16 protein-coding genes are annotated in these 16,926 nt (G+C 44.2%); 2 read left to right on the top strand and 14 right to left on the bottom strand.

All coding sequences use genetic code 11. From position 1 onward, the window contains the following. The 10 genes from LC036_RS03885 to LC036_RS03840 form a co-directional block, all read right to left on the bottom strand. Positions 1-1,359 carry a UDP-N-acetylmuramoyl-tripeptide--D-alanyl-D-alanine ligase gene (locus LC036_RS03885; protein ID WP_226578485.1) on the bottom strand — a complete coding sequence of 453 codons (1,359 nt, stop codon included), beginning with the start codon at positions 1,357-1,359 and terminating at the stop codon, positions 1-3. After that, positions 1,356-2,831: a UDP-N-acetylmuramoyl-L-alanyl-D-glutamate--2,6-diaminopimelate ligase gene (locus LC036_RS03880; RefSeq protein WP_226578483.1), complete on the bottom strand. Its 1,476-nt coding sequence runs from the start codon at positions 2,829-2,831 to the stop codon at positions 1,356-1,358. Before LC036_RS03880 ends, LC036_RS03885 begins: the two co-directional genes overlap by 4 nt. A 45-nt stretch (positions 2,832-2,876) precedes the next feature. After that, positions 2,877-4,799 carry a stage V sporulation protein D gene (locus LC036_RS03875; protein ID WP_226578480.1) on the bottom strand — a complete coding sequence of 641 codons (1,923 nt, stop codon included), beginning with the start codon at positions 4,797-4,799 and terminating at the stop codon, positions 2,877-2,879. Positions 4,800-4,886: 87 nt separating this feature from the next. Continuing rightward, positions 4,887-7,028 carry a penicillin-binding protein gene (locus LC036_RS03870; protein ID WP_226578477.1) on the bottom strand — a complete coding sequence of 714 codons (2,142 nt, stop codon included), beginning with the start codon at positions 7,026-7,028 and terminating at the stop codon, positions 4,887-4,889. 15 nt (positions 7,029-7,043) lie between these two features. Continuing rightward, positions 7,044-7,412 (bottom strand): cell division protein FtsL, encoded by a 369-nt coding sequence (ftsL, locus tag LC036_RS03865; protein WP_226578474.1) that lies wholly within the window; start codon positions 7,410-7,412, stop codon positions 7,044-7,046. Beyond that, entirely contained in the window at positions 7,409-8,389 is a 981-nt protein-coding gene (gene rsmH, locus LC036_RS03860) for a 16S rRNA (cytosine(1402)-N(4))-methyltransferase RsmH (protein ID WP_226578471.1), read from the bottom strand. The genes ftsL and rsmH overlap by 4 nt, the downstream gene beginning before the upstream one ends. A 21-nt stretch (positions 8,390-8,410) precedes the next feature. Continuing rightward, positions 8,411-8,842, bottom strand: coding sequence for a division/cell wall cluster transcriptional repressor MraZ (gene mraZ, locus LC036_RS03855; RefSeq protein ID WP_226578468.1), 432 nt, complete (start codon positions 8,840-8,842; stop codon positions 8,411-8,413). A 162-nt stretch (positions 8,843-9,004) separates the two neighbouring features. Then, complete coding sequence (gene bshC / locus LC036_RS03850; protein WP_264188074.1) at positions 9,005-10,630, bottom strand: bacillithiol biosynthesis cysteine-adding enzyme BshC; 1,626 nt, start codon at positions 10,628-10,630, stop codon at positions 9,005-9,007. A gap of 364 nt (positions 10,631-10,994) precedes the next feature. Continuing rightward, positions 10,995-11,378, bottom strand: a complete 384-nt coding sequence (locus LC036_RS03845; protein WP_226578463.1) for a DUF3397 domain-containing protein — start codon at positions 11,376-11,378, stop codon at positions 10,995-10,997. Further along, the gene (locus tag LC036_RS03840; RefSeq protein ID WP_226578460.1) at positions 11,371-12,255 is read right to left on the bottom strand and encodes a 2-dehydropantoate 2-reductase; all 885 of its coding nucleotides are present in this window, start codon (positions 12,253-12,255) and stop codon (positions 11,371-11,373) included. Before LC036_RS03840 ends, LC036_RS03845 begins: the two co-directional genes overlap by 8 nt. Before the next feature lie 159 nt (positions 12,256-12,414). Here LC036_RS03840 and LC036_RS03835 point away from each other — a divergent pair, with 159 nt between their 5' ends. After that, on the top strand, positions 12,415-12,897 hold the full coding sequence (locus LC036_RS03835; protein ID WP_226578457.1) for an N-acetyltransferase: 483 nt from the start codon (positions 12,415-12,417) through the stop codon (positions 12,895-12,897). Positions 12,898-13,002: 105 nt separating this feature from the next. Here the strand turns inward: LC036_RS03835 and LC036_RS03830 are convergent, their stop codons facing one another. The 4 genes from LC036_RS03830 to LC036_RS03815 form a co-directional block, all read right to left on the bottom strand. Beyond that, complete coding sequence (locus tag LC036_RS03830) at positions 13,003-13,485, bottom strand: RsfA family transcriptional regulator (protein ID WP_226578454.1); 483 nt, start codon at positions 13,483-13,485, stop codon at positions 13,003-13,005. A gap of 64 nt (positions 13,486-13,549) precedes the next feature. Further along, positions 13,550-14,308 carry an enoyl-CoA hydratase/isomerase family protein gene (locus LC036_RS03825; RefSeq protein ID WP_226578451.1) on the bottom strand — a complete coding sequence of 253 codons (759 nt, stop codon included), beginning with the start codon at positions 14,306-14,308 and terminating at the stop codon, positions 13,550-13,552. A 397-nt stretch (positions 14,309-14,705) separates the two neighbouring features. Beyond that, positions 14,706-14,879, bottom strand: coding sequence for a 50S ribosomal protein L32 (rpmF, locus tag LC036_RS03820; RefSeq protein WP_027954099.1), 174 nt, complete (start codon positions 14,877-14,879; stop codon positions 14,706-14,708). Positions 14,880-14,927: 48 nt separating this feature from the next. After that, entirely contained in the window at positions 14,928-15,449 is a 522-nt protein-coding gene (locus LC036_RS03815; protein ID WP_226578448.1) for a YceD family protein, read from the bottom strand. A 205-nt stretch (positions 15,450-15,654) separates the two neighbouring features. Here LC036_RS03815 and LC036_RS03810 point away from each other — a divergent pair, with 205 nt between their 5' ends. Next, complete coding sequence (locus LC036_RS03810) at positions 15,655-16,866, top strand: nucleotidyltransferase (RefSeq protein ID WP_226578445.1); 1,212 nt, start codon at positions 15,655-15,657, stop codon at positions 16,864-16,866. Positions 16,867-16,926: the final 60 nt, after the last annotated feature.

Genomic DNA, 16,926 nt, shown 5'->3' with positions numbered 1-16,926 from the left:
TCAATCCACAAGATCTGTGAGCATTTCTTCCAGTTTCATACCTCGAGAAGCTTTTATGAGTACGACGGTATCCGGCGTTAATAACGAACGGACGTGATGACTTGCTTCTTTCTTTTCTTTAAAATGTTTCGTTGCGATTTGGGGATAATGAGAAGCAACGGCTTCTGTAATTTTCTCAGAATGATCTCCGACTGTAACGACAGCATCTATTTTCTCATCGATAGCCTCTGCAACGCTCGCGTGAAGACCTTCAGACTGCTCCCCTAATTCAAACATATCACCTAATACTAACACTTTTTTCGTTTTGGATGTCAAATGACTGACAACTTCAATAACTGCCTTCATAGAGGTCGGGGAAGCATTATACGCATCATTGATGATCAGAGACCCTTGAAGACCTTCGTGTTTCTCAAAACGCATGGAAGACATCTGTAAGTGCTGGAAACCGTTTTGAATCTGATCAGAAGTCAATCCAAGCTTTTCAGCCAGGGCAATGACATATGTAGCATTTTTCACATTATGTTTCCCAGCCATATTCAGACGGTAGGATGTGTTTTTGACCGTGAAGGTACTGTAATCATCCGTCAATTCATGAATGACTGCCTGATAGTCAGCGGAAGGATTAAACCCGCAGGCTGTCGTACGGCTTTCTTTCTTCTCAGCTTCAAGTAATGGTTCATCCGCATCAATGATTAATAAACCATCTTCTGATAAACCATCTTTAATTTCTAGTTTTGCCCCGCAGATAGCCTCTCTAGACCCTAAGTTTTCAATATGGGATTCTCCAATATTCGTTATGATGGCATGGTCAGGCTCTGCAATTTTGGAAAGAACAGAAATCTCACCTGCCCGGTCCATCCCCATTTCTAAAACGACTGCTTCTGTATCGGGGTCCATGGCGAGAATCGTAAGAGGAAGACCGATATGGTTATTAAAATTACCGGCTGTTTTATGTGTCTCAAAACGAACAGCAAGCACAGATGCCACCATATCCTTCGTCGTTGTTTTCCCATTTGAGCCCGTTACGCCCACAACTATGGGATCCACTTTTTTCAAATAATAAGCGGCCACCTGCTGCAAGGCTTTTGTTGTATCCTTTACGAAAAAAACAGGGAAATCTGTCGGTACGAGCGCAGGCAGTTCACGGTCCTCCTGCCAAAGCGTAGCGACAGCCCCTTGTTTAATGGCTTCTCCTAAAAATTCATGGGCATCAAAGGATTCCCCGACAATCGGCACAAATAAACTTTGACTGGCTGATTTTCTTGTATCTGTCAAAACAGATTCAAGAGGGATCTGATCTTTTGCTGCTCCTTTGTGACTGGTAAACAATGTTGATAGTTCCTGGACTTCTAAAATCATGATGGACGCTCCTTCATTTCTCTTAATATCTCTCTTGCAACTTCACAATCATCAAAGTGATAGCGGACTCCGTTGATTTCCTGATAGGTTTCATGACCTTTTCCTGCAATAAGAACAATATCACTGGTGTTTGCAGTGGTAAGGGCTTTTCGAATCGCTTCTTTCCGGTCATCAATCACTTCATAACTGCCCTTCAGATGGGTCGTCATATCTCTGAATATCTGCTTAGGATCTTCAGAGCGTGGGTTATCATTTGTAAAAATAACGCGATCGGCATAGTTGACACTCACCTGGGCCATAAGAGAACGCTTGCTGCGGTCCCGGTCTCCTCCGCAGCCAACAACGACTGTAATGGCTCCACGCGTTAAGTCATTAACCGTCTGTAATACATTCTGCAGGGAATCCGGAGTATGGGCATAATCAATCACAACACCAAAGTCCTGCCCCTGCCGGACTGGTTCAAACCGTCCCCGCACGCCTTTTGTTTGTTCAAATGACCGTTGAATCGTCTTCAGTGGCACTCCCGCTAAAACAGCAGCCCCGGCGGCTGCGAGCATATTGTAGATGCTGAAAAGTCCCATTAGAGGACTGTTGATGTTTACACTCCCTATTGGTGTGCTCATCACAAAGGACGTACCCGTTTCTGACATGGTGTAATCCTCTGCTTTGATATCTGCTTCCTCATAAATGCCATACGTGAGAAGCCCCTGAGAAGTTGATTTGATAAACTTTTTCGCCACAGGTGAATCTTTATTGATGACAGCAAATTTCTCCCGATCCTTATTATACCCATTCCCCAATTGTGCGAACAATAGGGACTTTGCACGAAGATAATCATCAAAATTTTCATGATAATCCAAATGGTCACGGGTAAGATTTGTAAAAACAGCAATATCAAAGTCGCATCCGTACACGCGTCCTTGATCCAAAGCATGCGAGGACACTTCCATAACCGCCTGATTCACCCTGGCCTGACGCATTTGATGAAAATATTTTTGTAATGTCAGAGCATCCGGGGTGGTGTTTTTCACCGGAAACGTCCGGTCGCCTATTTTCACTTGAATAGTACCGATAATTCCAGTCTTCTTTTTGTGCATGTGAAAGATTTCATCCAGCAGATAAGTAATGGTCGTCTTCCCATTTGTTCCTGTAACTCCAATGAGATGCAGCTGCTCTGATGGACATTGATAGAATGCGGATGATGCCATAGCAAGGGCTCTTGTCGTATCATTCACAAGTACTACGGGGACACTCGTTTCAATAAGCTCTTCAGCTATAATCGCGACTGCCCCTTTGGTTACAGCATCACGGGCAAATTGGTGACCATCTACATCTTCCCCGCGCATACAGACAAATACATCCCCGGATTCTGTCATTCGTGAATCCATAGACAACCCCTTAACGATGACCTCTTCAATAGGCTTCGTCACTTTATAAAAAGGAATAAACCGTAACAATTTTTTTAATTTCATACTTGTCACCCTACCTGCATGCAAGTTTAGTATACCAAAAGAATGCTACTCTCCTAAATAAACCCGGATGGTTGATCCTGAAGGGACCTTGACCCCGGCTTCCGGCGCCTGCGTGATTACTTTGGAGCCCTTGCCGCTAACTTCAATTTTTAAATTCGTGAGCAGCTGCTTCAACTCTTTCTTTTCCATTCCTGTTACTTTCGGCACTTCAACCAACGGTTCTTCCGGCCAGTTATATTCCTTCTCAAGACCGTCTTTTCTCGGTTCTACCCCTAAAGCCCTGAGGGAATCTCCCATAATGTTCCCGACAATCGGAGCAGCAACCACGCCGCCAAACTGGACCGTATTTTTAGGGTTATCAATGGCTAGATAAACGACGAGCTCTGGATCATCGGCAGGTGCGAACCCGATAAAAGAAACGATGTGATTATTCTCCATATAGGTGCCGTCCGGTCCTACCTTTTGGGCTGTCCCTGTCTTGCCTCCTACCCTGTATCCTTCCACGTAAGCGCCGCGACCCGTTCCCTTAGCGACAACGCTCTCAAGGGAACGGCGAATTTCTGCTGATGTCTCTTCAGAAATGACGCGCTCTTTCAAAGTCGGTTCATTTTTCTCCAGCACTTCATTTGTTATCGGATCAATCCATGCTTCCTGGATATAAGGCTCATAGTAATAGCCTCCATTTACAGCAGCTGCAACAGCCATCACCTGCTGAATCGGTGTCACAGACACCCCTTGTCCAAAAGCTGTCGTTGCCTGCTCGACAGGACCGACATTTTCCGGTTTAAAGAGGATTCCTTTCCCTTCACCTTCAAGGTCGATTCCGGTTTTCTGACCAAAACCGAAACGGTCCACGTATTCAAACAGTTTATCTTTCCCAAGGCGCTGCCCTAGCTCTACAAACCCAGGGTTACAGGAGTTTTGAACGACTTCTAAAAACGTCTGATCCCCATGACCGCCCCTCTTCCAGCAGTGCAGGGTAGCTCCGTCTACTTTAATCGCTCCCGAGTCATGAAAATGCTCTTCTTCTAAATTTACAAGCCCTTCCTCTAAAGCTGCTGCCAGGGTAATAATCTTAAATGTTGATCCCGGCTCATACGTACTCCACACGGGGAGGTTTCTGTTATAGACTTCCGGCTTTACTTTTTGATAATCCGCAGGATCAAAATTCGGCCTGGACGCCATGGCGACCACTTTGCCGGTATCAGGATCAACAGCAAGGGCTACAGCACCATCCGGGTTATACTTGGCCTGTGCTATATCCAGTTCCCTTTCAACTATAGACTGTACTTTATAGTCGATGGTGAGCTGGAGGTCTTTTCCATCCACCGGCGGCTTATAGACATCCGCCATATCAGGCATACGCTTTCCTTTGGCATCAGAAAAAAAAGAAAGTGCCCCTTTCTCCCCTTTTAGCTCTTCATCGTAATACGCTTCCAGTCCTAATAAGCCCTGGTTATCAATCCCGCTGAATCCAAGGACGTGGGATAGGAAGGACCCATGTGGATAATACCGCTCAGAATCTTCTGCAATATAGACCCCCGGCATCTGCAGGGATTGGATTGCTTCTGCCTGCTGTTCGGTAATCTTTCGACCTTCCGGATGAATCCTTTCAATAGAAATCTGTTTTGTTACATGAGTATAAGCCTTCTCAACACTCATCCCCAAAATCTTCGCCAGGTTTTGCGCGGTTTCTTCTGGTTCTTTCACCTGTCTTGGGACGACCATAACGGTTGGAGCTGACTGATTACCAACAAGCACTTCTCCATTGGTATCGAGAATTTTCCCCCGCTCAGGTTCAAATGTAATGTCCCGGCTCCAGGATTCTTCTGCTTTTGCAATCAAAAAGTCACTTAAGAAAAACTGAACATACCCGAGACGCCCTCCAATGACAAAAAAAATAACCATTCCAACAAAAAAGACAGTGACTAATCGTTTCTTTACGATTACTTGTGATACTCGTCTCATCTCAATAACTCCTTTAAAAAGTCGTAGAGTCAGCTTGTATCACTATATGCAATCTGGAAACGATTAGAACACTGTCAAGGAATGGTGTTACTCCCCTTCGGGAGTGGTTAGTTCAACAACAAGGTAGTCGCCTTCTTTGATTTCTGTACCTGCTGGAATGCTCTGCTTCTGTACATATCCGCTGCCCATCGTTTCGATCTTCAAATCGAAATATTTCACAAGACGATGCACATCACGGACGGAATAACCTGTTAAATCAGGCATATTGGGTTGATCTGTCACAATCATTATTCTTTGATTTTCAACGACCTTCGTTCCTGGTGATGGTAAAACAGCTTCCACGCGGCCGCCATTACCGATGACCTCTACCTTCTCAAATGTCTCTTTCAGCTTCTGTTCCGCCTTATCGACACTTTCTCCTGTCACATCAGGAAGGGAAAGCGGAGATAAAGATTCTTCCGCTTCTTTATCCGGCTGAATATCCAGGTAGTGAAGGCTGTTCTGCATCACTGTTCTTATAATATACGAGACAGGCTCAGACCCAAGCTCTGTCACCTCAAGATCCGGCTGCTGCACAGCCACGTACATTAAGAGTTCCGGGTCTTCCTTCGGCGCCATTCCCATAAACGAGAATACGTAATTGTTACGGCCTGTTAAATATCCGCCGTCGTAAATCTGCGCCGTTCCGGTCTTTCCAGCGAGGCTGTAGTCATCAAGCTGGAAGGACTGCCCTGTTCCATCTTCTGAAGAAACCACCTGACCCATCAGTTCACGCATCTGCTCAGCTGTTGAGGAGGAGATCGGCTGTCCGATTTCTTCCGGTGTCCCCTCTTCCAGTACTTCCCCTGTTTCACTGGATGTGATTTTGTTAAGCATATAAGGCTTCATCATTTTTCCGTCGTTGGCGACAGCTGTAGCTGCAGTCATGAGCTGCATAGCTGTAAAGGTAGACCCTTGTCCAAAGGAAGTTGAAACTTGGTCCCTCGGTTCGTCATAGACCAAACGGCCGACTCTTTCATTTGGAAGGTCAATCCCCGTTTTTTCTTCCAGATGAAAGTCATTTAAATACTGCCGGAATTTCGTCGGGCCTAACATTTCATAAGCGATTTTAGAGGAGGCTACGTTTGAGGACCTTAAGAATCCTTCATTGTAGGAAATCGGTCCCCACCCCTGGTCATTATTATGATCTCCGACACTAGGAGAGGATGGCGTCACCTTATAGGTACCGGACTGATAAAGGTCCGTTCCTTTATACACCCCTTCTTCCATCGCACTGGCCCACGTGAAAATCTTCATTGTAGAGCCGGGTTCAAACGGATAAGAGATTAAATCGTTATACCAGTTTTCAACATCCCCGACATCGTTAGGGTTGTAGCTTGGACGGTTACTCATCGCAAGGATCTCGCCTGTATCCGGATCCATGACAGCGGCCATAATCTTCTTCGGATTGTACTGCTCATCGACCTGTGACATAGCGTCCGCTAAAAAGGTCTGAATCTTTTGGTCAATGGTTAAGTAGACATCGTTGCCGTCTTTTGGTTCTGTCATGACTTCGTTTGGATCCAGCAGCTTTGTCCCGTACTTATCCCGTTCATAGCTGATTTTCCCTTTTTCTTCCTGAAGCTGTTCTTCCATCTGCTTTTCAATGCCGGTCACACCATGAATGTTTCCGTCTGTTGTGCGGGCAAAACCGATAAGATGAGAGGCGAAAATACCGTTGGGATAATACCGTTTGGACTCCTGTTCAAACTCAACTCCGCTAAGATCAAGCTCTTGAATCTCTTCCATCTCTTTTTGGGTAAGATCCTTTCCATTTGCACCAAACTCTACTTGAAAGCGGCCCTGTTCCTGGGCAGATTCCAGCGTTTCTTCAATCTCTCCTGCTTTCATATCCAAAAAAGGAGCCAGCATGGATGCCGTCTTCTCTGGATCGGTCACATGTTTTGGCTCCGGAAGGTTTATAGAGTAATCCGGATCAACGACCGCATAAAGGCGGTAGGTTGGTCGATCATAAGCAAGGACCATCCCATTCTTATCATAGATTTTGCCTCTTGCTGCATCAATCTCATAAGAGCTCGTCCGAATATCCTCCGCCCATTCTTTTAAGTCGACGCCTTCAATCGTAGCGGCTGTTTCAATATATAAGAAACGGCCTGCAATGGTGAGAAATATGATCGAAAACACGGCCATCAAGAGAACGGAGCTGCGGTTTGTGTTTCGATTATTCATTTTTATCACCAGTCACTAGTTATTTTTAATTTTCCCTGCCTGTTTCACCTGTGCATTTTGAATATTCAAGCCGTTTTCTTTTGCAATGCTTAAAATACGGTCAGGATTGCTCAACTCTTTCACTTGATAGGCTAAATTTTCATTGAGGGACTCCTGCTTTGAAATGTCCTGTTCCAATTCGCGGATATCACGGTTGATCGTATCCGTCTCCGCGGATGTCTGAACTAAAAATACGGATGTCGCCAAAACGACCGTAGTCGCGATGGAATATAAAAATTTTTCACCTGTACTGAACCACTTCTGCTTATGTACCTTTACTTTAACCTGTTTCTGTCTGTCAGGTTGTTGTAAAGGCTGCTGTTTTCTAATCTGCTCAGCGCTCATGTTTGTTTCCACCCTTCGTTAAATTCAAATTCTTTATTCCAAGGTTTGACTTTCTCGATAATCCTTAGCTTCGCTGAACGTGAACGGCGGTTTTCTTCAAGCTCTGCGTCCTCGGCCACTATAGGCTTTCGGCTGACTAAGCGAAAAGGCGGCTGTTTCTCTTCAGGAATCATTGGAATGTTTTTCGGCAGTGGTGGATTGGAACTCCATTTCTTAAAGGCCTGCTTACACAAACGATCTTCCAGAGAGTGGAAGGTTATAACAGCTACTCTACCTCCAACACCCACCACCCGGGCTGCCTGGTGAAGACTGTCCTGAAAAGCTCCAAGTTCATCATTAACTGCGATACGAATCGCCTGGAAAATCCGCTTAGCCGGATGTCCTCCCTTTCTTCTTGCAGGTGCAGGAATTCCATCCTTAATCAATTCGACAAGCTCTCCTGTTGTTTCAATCGGTTTGGTTTCTCTTGCTGCTTCAATCTTCCTTGCAATTTGCTTAGAAAATTTCTCTTCCCCATATTTAAAGAAGATACGGACGAGGTCTTCATACGGCCAGTCATTAACGACTTCTTTAGCACTCAACGGGCTGTCCTGGTTCATACGCATATCCAGAGGGGCATCCTGATGATAGCTGAACCCTCGTTCTTCTACATCCAATTGTGGACTGGATACGCCTAAATCATAAATCACACCATCGACTTCCGTTACTCCAAGCTCTGACAATTTCTCTTCTAACTGACGGAAATTTGCGTGGACAAAGGTAATCCGCTCTGCGTACTCTTTCAAACGCTCTTTTGCTGCGTTCAGCGCAATTTCGTCCTGATCGAAAGAGATCAGATGCCCTTCACCTGTAAGCGCGGCAGCGATAGCTTCAGAATGGCCTCCGCCGCCAAGTGTACAATCGACATAAATGCCTTCTGGGTCTAAATTCAAATGTTGTATGGTTTCACTTTTCAATACACTATAATGTTCAAACATATTTTCACTCGTTTCTACCTATCAGATATCAAAATCCAACATATTCTCTGCGATTTCCGAGAAGGACTCTTCGGATGCCTCAAAATAACCTTCCCATTCTTCCTGACTCCAAAACTCTATACGGTTGGACACACCAATGACCACACATTCTTTTTCAAGCGATGCATATTTCCTGAGCGGAACAGGGATATTAATCCTCCCCTGCTTGTCCACTTCACATTCAACAGCGCCTGAAAAGAAAAATCGAGTAAAAGCACGGGCATCTTTTTTAGTGAGGGGGAGTTTTTTCAGTTTCTCTTCAAGCAATTTCCACTCATTCATAGGATAAGCAAACAGACATTGATCTAAACCCCTTGTCAGTACAAAGCTGTCACCAAGATCGGGGCGGAATTTAGAAGGAACAATAATCCTTCCTTTTGTATCAATGTTGTGCTGAAATTCACCCATGAACATAGAGTTCCCCCACCTTCTAAATTCACCTTACCACATCGCCCCACTTTTCTCCACTTCCTTTTTTATCATTCTCTCTCCACAAAAAAAATCCTGCCCGTAAAGGCAAGATTTTATAGGGTTTTTTCTATTATTTTAATGGTGGGGAAAGGTGGGGGCCCTTCTCTACAAATATACGACATAATGGTCGTGATCAAAGCTCAAATGGTGTCTATTCATCTCTTGAAATAAGGATTTTCCCTGCGCATTCACCCATGGGAGAATGTTCCACATTCTTTCCTGTAATCCATTGCCGGGATGAAGAATCGTTTCCATTTCATCAAAAAGGCTCATTTCATACTGAAAACGATCTTCCACCGACCTATTCATCTTCTTCTCGAGAAAAGCAATATTTTCCATAATATATTCCAGGTTCTTATCCGCCAGTTGTTGAAGATCCGCTCCTAAATCAGCCGCTTTCTCCCTCATCGGCGCATGAATGCGTTCGATTTCCACTTTCACCTGTTCGCTGAGGTGATGAATAGGAGGTGTACTCATAGATGAGATCCATTTCATCTTCTGTTCGCCTACGCCTGTACGGATGGCATCTTCCGGCTGGATTTGGAAATGTTCCAGATTTCTGGCTGTTTTCCTATCCATCAACGTAAACGACATCCTCGGCAGAACAGGCGGCATACAGAGTCCGACCGCTTCAAAAGCAGGTTTTAACGCTGACCAGTAGTTGATCTCCCCCGGTCCGCCAATAAAGGCAAGAACAGGGAATAAAGATTCCTGCATCAGTGGACGTGTCACAACATTATTGCTCAATTTCTCCGGTGTTTCTTCCGCTGTGCGCAGCAGCTCTTCCTCAGATAACACAACTTCGTTATTTTTTCCGCGGAAGTCTCCATGTTCATCCCTCATAAGGAGAATCCGCTCTCCATCCCTGTGATAAAAAAGATGGGCATCGTCAACTTCACTATCAAGAAGCGTCTCATATCCTTCGTGACGATTTTTTTGGAGGATACCATAAACGCCTGCAGCGATCGGCTGATTCTGCTCAATCATTTTAGTGAAGTAGGAAGACTCCAGGCGCCGCACTTCAGGGTCGTGAGCGTCTACCAGCACGAGGCCTTCTTCCGGAAACAGGTGATACACGAGCCGTGCAAAAAAGTCCGTGTAGGTTTCGGACTGCTCTAAATGTCTTTTTACTTCACGATAAAAGTCATGGGTGTGCTCGGTTTCCTTAACCATGCGGAAAACATCATTCAACCATTCCGCGGCTTTCTCTTGATCAATGGTGATCTCTGAAACAGATGATTTCACTTCAGGCTGATGTCCAATGGTCATCTTATCCATCTGTCCTTCATTCCTCATCATAACGTGGTGAATCTCATCAAAGTCATGGTCCTCACCAGCTATCCAAAATACAGGAAGGACAGGCTTTTCTAATTCTTTTTCCTTTTCGCGGGCAAGCTGAAGAACTGAAATGATCTTGTGAACCGAATAAAGAGGTCCTGTAAGCAAACCTGCCTGCTGTCCGGCTATGACTACAACACTGTCTTCATCTTTTAATTTGTCAATATTCCCAAATGTTGACTCAGGCGCATCCCATTTTGTGTTCATATTTTTAAGAACCCCTGCGAGCTCAGACCTTTGATAAGACTGGGCACCAAGGTGGGATAAACGGTCCTTCCAAATGCTCTCCTCTTGAGGATTATAGGCGAACCGATCAGCTATCGCCTGGTAGTTATTTTTATAATCACGAAACAAAGACTGTTTCGATTGTAATTTCATTGGATCGATACGCATATCTATTACGGCTCCTTTATTGAAAAAAAGTGACATCATTAACTATGTATCCATTTGTATTGTACAAAAAACAGACACAGAGTTCATCTTATCTGTTTGAGATGGTACAGCGGTTTATTAAAAGCCGGCTGAATCCATGCTACCGTCTGCAACACAGACTACCCTGAAGGACGGACTGTGTCCAATGATCTGCAGTCACTACTCCTTCCTATTCTCCATTCAATCAAAACCAGGAAGAAACAAATACTGATAAAGGAGATAAAAACAAAGGAAAACTGCTCCCTTACCTATAGAGCAGTTTTCCTTTGTCCTCGTATATATATTCAAAGAGAAACAGGGTAGAACACGATTTAAGGGCACCGAATCATATGAAAACGACCCGGATGATTAATCCATACATCGTTAATCCCATGTAAAAAAAAGTAAAAAGAACAAAACTCACCCGCCAAAAACCTTTAAAAACCCGGTATATATGGACTTCTTTACTTAACTTGTATTGAGCAATTAAAGATAACCCAAGAAGGATTAATAGAAAGATAAGGATAAGAGGAAAGAAATTCTTTTCAAATAAAACAACCAGCAATAAGTGGACAGCTATGATAAAAACTGGTGCTGTAAAATTGGCTGTTCGATGGAGGGCTTTTAATTTATGTTTACTCCATTTTCGAGCGCAGAAATAAAAGATGACTAAAAAAGGAAGAGGAAGCGTTAAAATGAACGCAATTGTATAGGCGAACCAGTCACTCACTGCATCTCACCCCCTTTTCATATTCCAAAGCATGAATGGCACGGACAACAAATGCGTGCGCCGGCAGATGGTCCTGTTTATGATGGAGGATGTAGCCACTGATTGCATCGACTTCTGTTCGACGCTCTTCCATTAAATCCTTCAGCATAGACGAATAGTTCCGTTCAGTTTTGTCTGCAATGCTTTGAACTCTTTCCCACTCTTCCTCAAACGATAACCCTAGAACGAAACATGCTTCCTTACACAGCTCCGCTGCAAGCTTTTGTATATGTGGATTGCTCGTAATGCAGCCATTCCGTTGTTGAAAAAGAGCTGTCAGTGGATTGATGACTGTATTTACAACAAGTTTGCCTGCCAGCATTTGATAGTAGTCCTCTTTAAAGTAGAAAGGGAATGCAGGTGTATGTAGTTGAAGGATGATTTCCTGGATCCTGCCCTCTTCTTCTTTTTGGAAGGCAGCGATTTGAATATTCCCTTTACCCGTATGGGCAACGTTGTTTGCATCCCTTTTTAAGGCTCCGTGTTCGATTACCCCTACCCAGCTTCTTAAGTTGGATTCCGCAAGCTTGTCCAAATGTCCCATGCCATTTTGCAGAAAGAGGCAGGGCGTATGGCTCATGATATTCATGTCCAGAACAGATGGAAGGTGGTATTGTTTCACTGTAATCATCCAGAGATCCACTTCTACCGGAAGCGATTCAGCGGAATGGACATGTACCAATGTTGGTGTATCCAGCACATCACACACAATTCCGTGATCCTTAATCATTTTCCTTTGTTTCTCATCCCTTATTACCATATGGACATTGTGCTCCACACCCAGGTATGCACCCAGTAATAATCCTGTTGCACCAGCACCTATAATCCCAATTTCCATGTACCCCTCCCCCTTTTGACACTCATCTAATTTCCTATTGTAGCAGATTCTTCCGCTCAAATGCAGTCGATATTTGTTCTTGTGCAATTGTTCATTTCTTTCTGAATATTTTTATATTATAATAGGGTTAGATACAGATATTTGAAAGGGGATTCTGACATGATGACCAAAACAAAGGTACAGCCATTGTTAGTCAACTATAAAACTCTTGAGGAATTCAAACGTTTCAAAGAATACGGCAATCAGGAGCTTGCTATGCTCGAGGACCTGGAAAGTAATATTGTAGAAAACGACAGCGAGTCTCCATTTTACGGAATTTATTATGGAAGCGCTTTAGTCGCCCGCATGAGCCTTTACCGGGTAAAAGCCAAATACGACAATTATTTCGATCCTCCCCAGGACTTTCTGGAATTATGGAAGCTTGAGGTTCTACCCGATTATCGTGGATTCGGATACGGCAGGACACTGGTCGACTTTGCAAAAAGTTTTCAACTGCCGATTAAAACCAACCCACGTATCAATTCGCATTGTTTTTGGGAAAAGATGGGCTTTCAGAAAGCTCAATATGATATGGAACGCGACCTGGGGGAAAATCCTTTGATCTGGATGCCTTCCGGCGTGGAAGAAAGAGAAGTAAACTAAATACGAAAACAGGCCTCTACTCGTAACCGTAGGGGCCTTTTTATTGAGGACAATGAATAATATACACATATGAAACCGAGGTTTGACTCTACGAATCACGTAAGCTTACACACCACTTTCACTTTTCCTTTGTTTCTTAACCCAGTGGACGAGTTTATCCATTTCATTCCAGGCCGCTTCCCACTGTTTCAATTCTTCTTTCAGCTTCTTATTCGCTTCATTCAGCTGTTGAAGCTGCGTTTCAAGACTTGCTTTTCCTTCGTCTTCAAACTGTTTATGCTTCATTTCCTTCAAGAATGAAATGGCCGCATCCAGTGACATAGGGGTTTCATCTGCATTCGCCGGGGGAGTGTAAAAAGTCCGAGTCGCTTTTCTGCTATTTTTGGCGTCCTGGATTTCTTTTTGATAATGCTTCCTGACGGTGGCATTCCATCGGAACCCGCACGCAGCCGGAGTGCGTTGCAATTGCTCTGCGACTTCCTGGAAGGCTTCCAGCTGCGTTTTTCCTTCACGGATATACTTCAGCACGGTGGTCGCCAGCAAAATATCCTCTTCTTCCTTCCAGGCATCTTGTCTTGGGGCATCCATAGCATCCCTCCTCTATCGTTTGCTTATAGTTATGCAGGAGGAATGATTGATAGAATCGTAACCATTATCTTTTTCTTTTCTCAACAAACTTCCTTACCGCTGATTTATGCTCTTCAGTCTCCCAAAGCTGGGCGCACTGTTTAACTTCACGATCCATCCGCTCTTTTACATGGAGGACATCGATATGCTCCAAATACTGACGTTTGAAGATCTTCAGCTGCTGCTGAGTCTTGTTAAGGAACGAAGAAAACAACCGGCCCTCGTCTTCATCCCCGCTGATCACTTTATGCAGCCAGCCGATTCGATACGCTTCCGCGGAAGGATACATCTCTGCATCCATTAACCAATGAGCAGCAAAAGCACGCTCTACCTTTTGATAAAGCAAGGTGCCGCCGCCCCACCCCGGTGTAATCCCTAAGTTTCCCTGTACAAATCCATAGGATGCTGCCTTTACGCCGTAGCGAAAATCACAGGCCGTTGCAATCTCACATCCGCCCCCTCTTGCCTGTCCATTGAGAACAGCAATCGTCGGAACGGGAAAAGTTAAAAGTTCAAGGAGCACCTCTTTCATTGGAACCAGGAGTTGATAGGCTTGTCCAGCTGTCATATCCCCATGCAGCTCGTTCAAGTCTCCTCCTGCACAAAAGGCTTGATCTCCTGCTCCTGTGACCACTAAAAATTTAATTTCTACTTCCTGCTTTAAATCTATGAGGGACTGCTTGAGTTCTTTCGCCATATTTCCGGTAATCGCATTCCGTTTATCAGGACGGTTTAAAGTCAAAACCGCGTACCCTTCTCTCTTTTCTACCACTATCTCTGACATCGCTTTCACCTTCCCTTTGTATTAATGTATCAGAAAAAGATAGAAGATGCTTAAAAAAGTGAACCACTCTGCGCAGACATGATAGTTGGCTGAGCTCCGCTGCTGTTCATACAGACGTAGATTTTTCATGATTAGCTCTGTAAAATCTGTTGTTGATCATACGGAAGACCGGAAGCTTAGGCATGTTTGTTTGGATGGCGCCGTTACGTTTGTTGAACGGAGGGGTGACTGGGCAGAACTATAAAATCGAGGGCTGAAGCTGGTCATTCCTTTTCCGGATAAAAATATCCAACATCGCGTGTAACATAATTTCTAGTAACTATAGTCCTATTTCACGGAGAGAGATGGAAGAGAAAATAAAAAAAGCCTGACCGAAGTCAGACTTTTTTTAAATGAACTAGTTGTTCACTACTTGCTTTCCATTATATTGTCCACAAGATTTGCAAACATGGTGTGGTTTAGAGAACTCACCACAGTTATCGCACTTCACCATTCCTGGTGCGTGAAGTTTCTTGTGAGTACGACGTTGGTTTTTAACTTTTTTAGACGTTCTACGCTTAGGTACTGCCATGTTGTACACCTCCTTTAAATTTTGATTCTGAGAACCATGAAGATATTCTTAGTCGTTCTCTTCTTCATTTAATAATGATTGCAGTTTAGCCATTCGAGGATCCACTTTCTTTTCCTCAGGTTCCTCTGTAACCACCTGCCAGCCTTTCCCTTCCTGGGGGGCTGCTTCATGAGCCTCATCATCATTGGAAAAAACGCGAGTCGGAATCTCCAACTGTACATTTTCCTTGATATAAGGCGTTAAGTCAAGCACTTCTCCATTCACGGAATGAACTTCAGAGTCATCTTCTTCTGTATGGTACGGTGACAGATTAAATGCCTCCAGAGCATCAATGTGAAATGGATAAGTCACATCAACTAACGTCCGGGCACAAGGCAACACCATTTCTCCATCGATTGAAAAAGTTACCGTTATATCATTTCCTCGAGTCATTGCTTGACCTTTGACATGAACAGGGGAAATCCTGCGAATGTCATTGTTCATTTGTTCTAATTCGCGAATATCTACGTCATCCTCAAAATAAAAAGGTTCATCACCCGTTTGTTTGAGTTTTTGTAGAGGAAATTTCATAGTTATCACCTCATGGCAACAAGAGTTATTGTAAAAGGATTTCGCTGATTTGTCAATATTTTTTCTTTACAGCACGTATTCATCTTTGGTTCCACTCCATAAAGATTCGATATTTATTTTGAAAGAAGCGAAATTTTCCTTCTTCCATGATAAAATAAACCAAACACATGTTCAACAATAAAGACTGGAATCTGGGAGGTTTTCTATGAATTCATGTGGTCTGATTGTCGAGTACAACCCTTTTCATAATGGTCATCTTTATCATTTGGAAGAATCCAAAAAACATGCAGACGCTGATTGTATCATTGCCATTATGAGCGGGAATTTTCTTCAAAGAGGGGAACCGGCCATTATGGACAAATGGCACAGAGCAGAGGCTGCCCTCCGCCAGGGGGCGGATCTTGTTCTTGAACTCCCCTTTCTTTATGCTGTTCAGCACAGCGATTTCTTTAGCAAAGGGGCTGTGCAGACACTGGCAGAACTAGGAGTGGATACCATCTGCTTTGGCAGCGAAAACGGCCGGATCCACGCATTCACCAAAGCCTTTGATCATTTACAAGCACATCAGGACACGTATGAAGCGACAGTCCGTACGTATTTAAACGAAGGGTATTCGTTTCCTGAAGCTTCCCGGCTCGGATATGAAGCCATTGAGTTTCCGACTGACACCATCGACCTTTCACAGCCTAACAATATTTTAGGCTACAGTTATGTCAAACAGATGCTCACATACTCCCCCAGCGTCAAACCGTTGACTATTTCCAGAAAAGATAATCATTATCATGATGAAACCATCACAGGGACGATTGCCAGTGCGACAAGCATTCGTAAAGAAATGCTGGGTAAACAGGAAGTTACGGATAAAGCTGCGAGCTCTATCCCATCAACCACCGAAGAACTTCTGGATCAGTACAAGGAAACTCAAGGTCTCTGGCATAATTGGGAGGCGTATTTCCATCTTCTGCAGTATAAACTGCTGACAACCGATGAACAAACGCTCAGAGGGTTTCACGGTGTCGATGAAGGCCTCGAGTACCGGTTAAAACGCGCCATAAAAGAGGCGGCGACCTTCGAAGAATTTATTACAGCTGTTAAAACGAAACGATACACGTGGACAAGGCTGCAGCGAACGCTTGCCCATATTCTGGTTGGGACAGACAAACAACAGGCAGGTGGTTTGTTAAGAGAGTCCCCGCCGCCCTATGCCCGGGTATTGGGTATGAATGATATAGGAAAAAAATACTTAAAAACAGCCAAAAAACAAGTGGGTATTCCTTTGATCACTCAACCCCAGCAGCTAAAGCATCCACTGCTTGATCTTGAAGCCCGTGCCTCCGCTGCCTACTACAGTGTATTAAGTCCTGAGCGCCGTGTGAAGAGCTTAAAAAGGGAGTATGGCCCTCCCTTGATCGTATAGAATGACTGATCCTTGGAAGAGGTGCAAAAAAACAGCCGCTCTTAAGCTTAAGAGCGGCTG

This window comes from Halobacillus litoralis (assembly GCF_020524025.1).
Classification (GTDB): domain Bacteria; phylum Bacillota; class Bacilli; order Bacillales; family Halobacillaceae; genus Halobacillus; species Halobacillus litoralis_D.
This window is presented reverse-complemented; position numbering and strand designations above follow the sequence as displayed.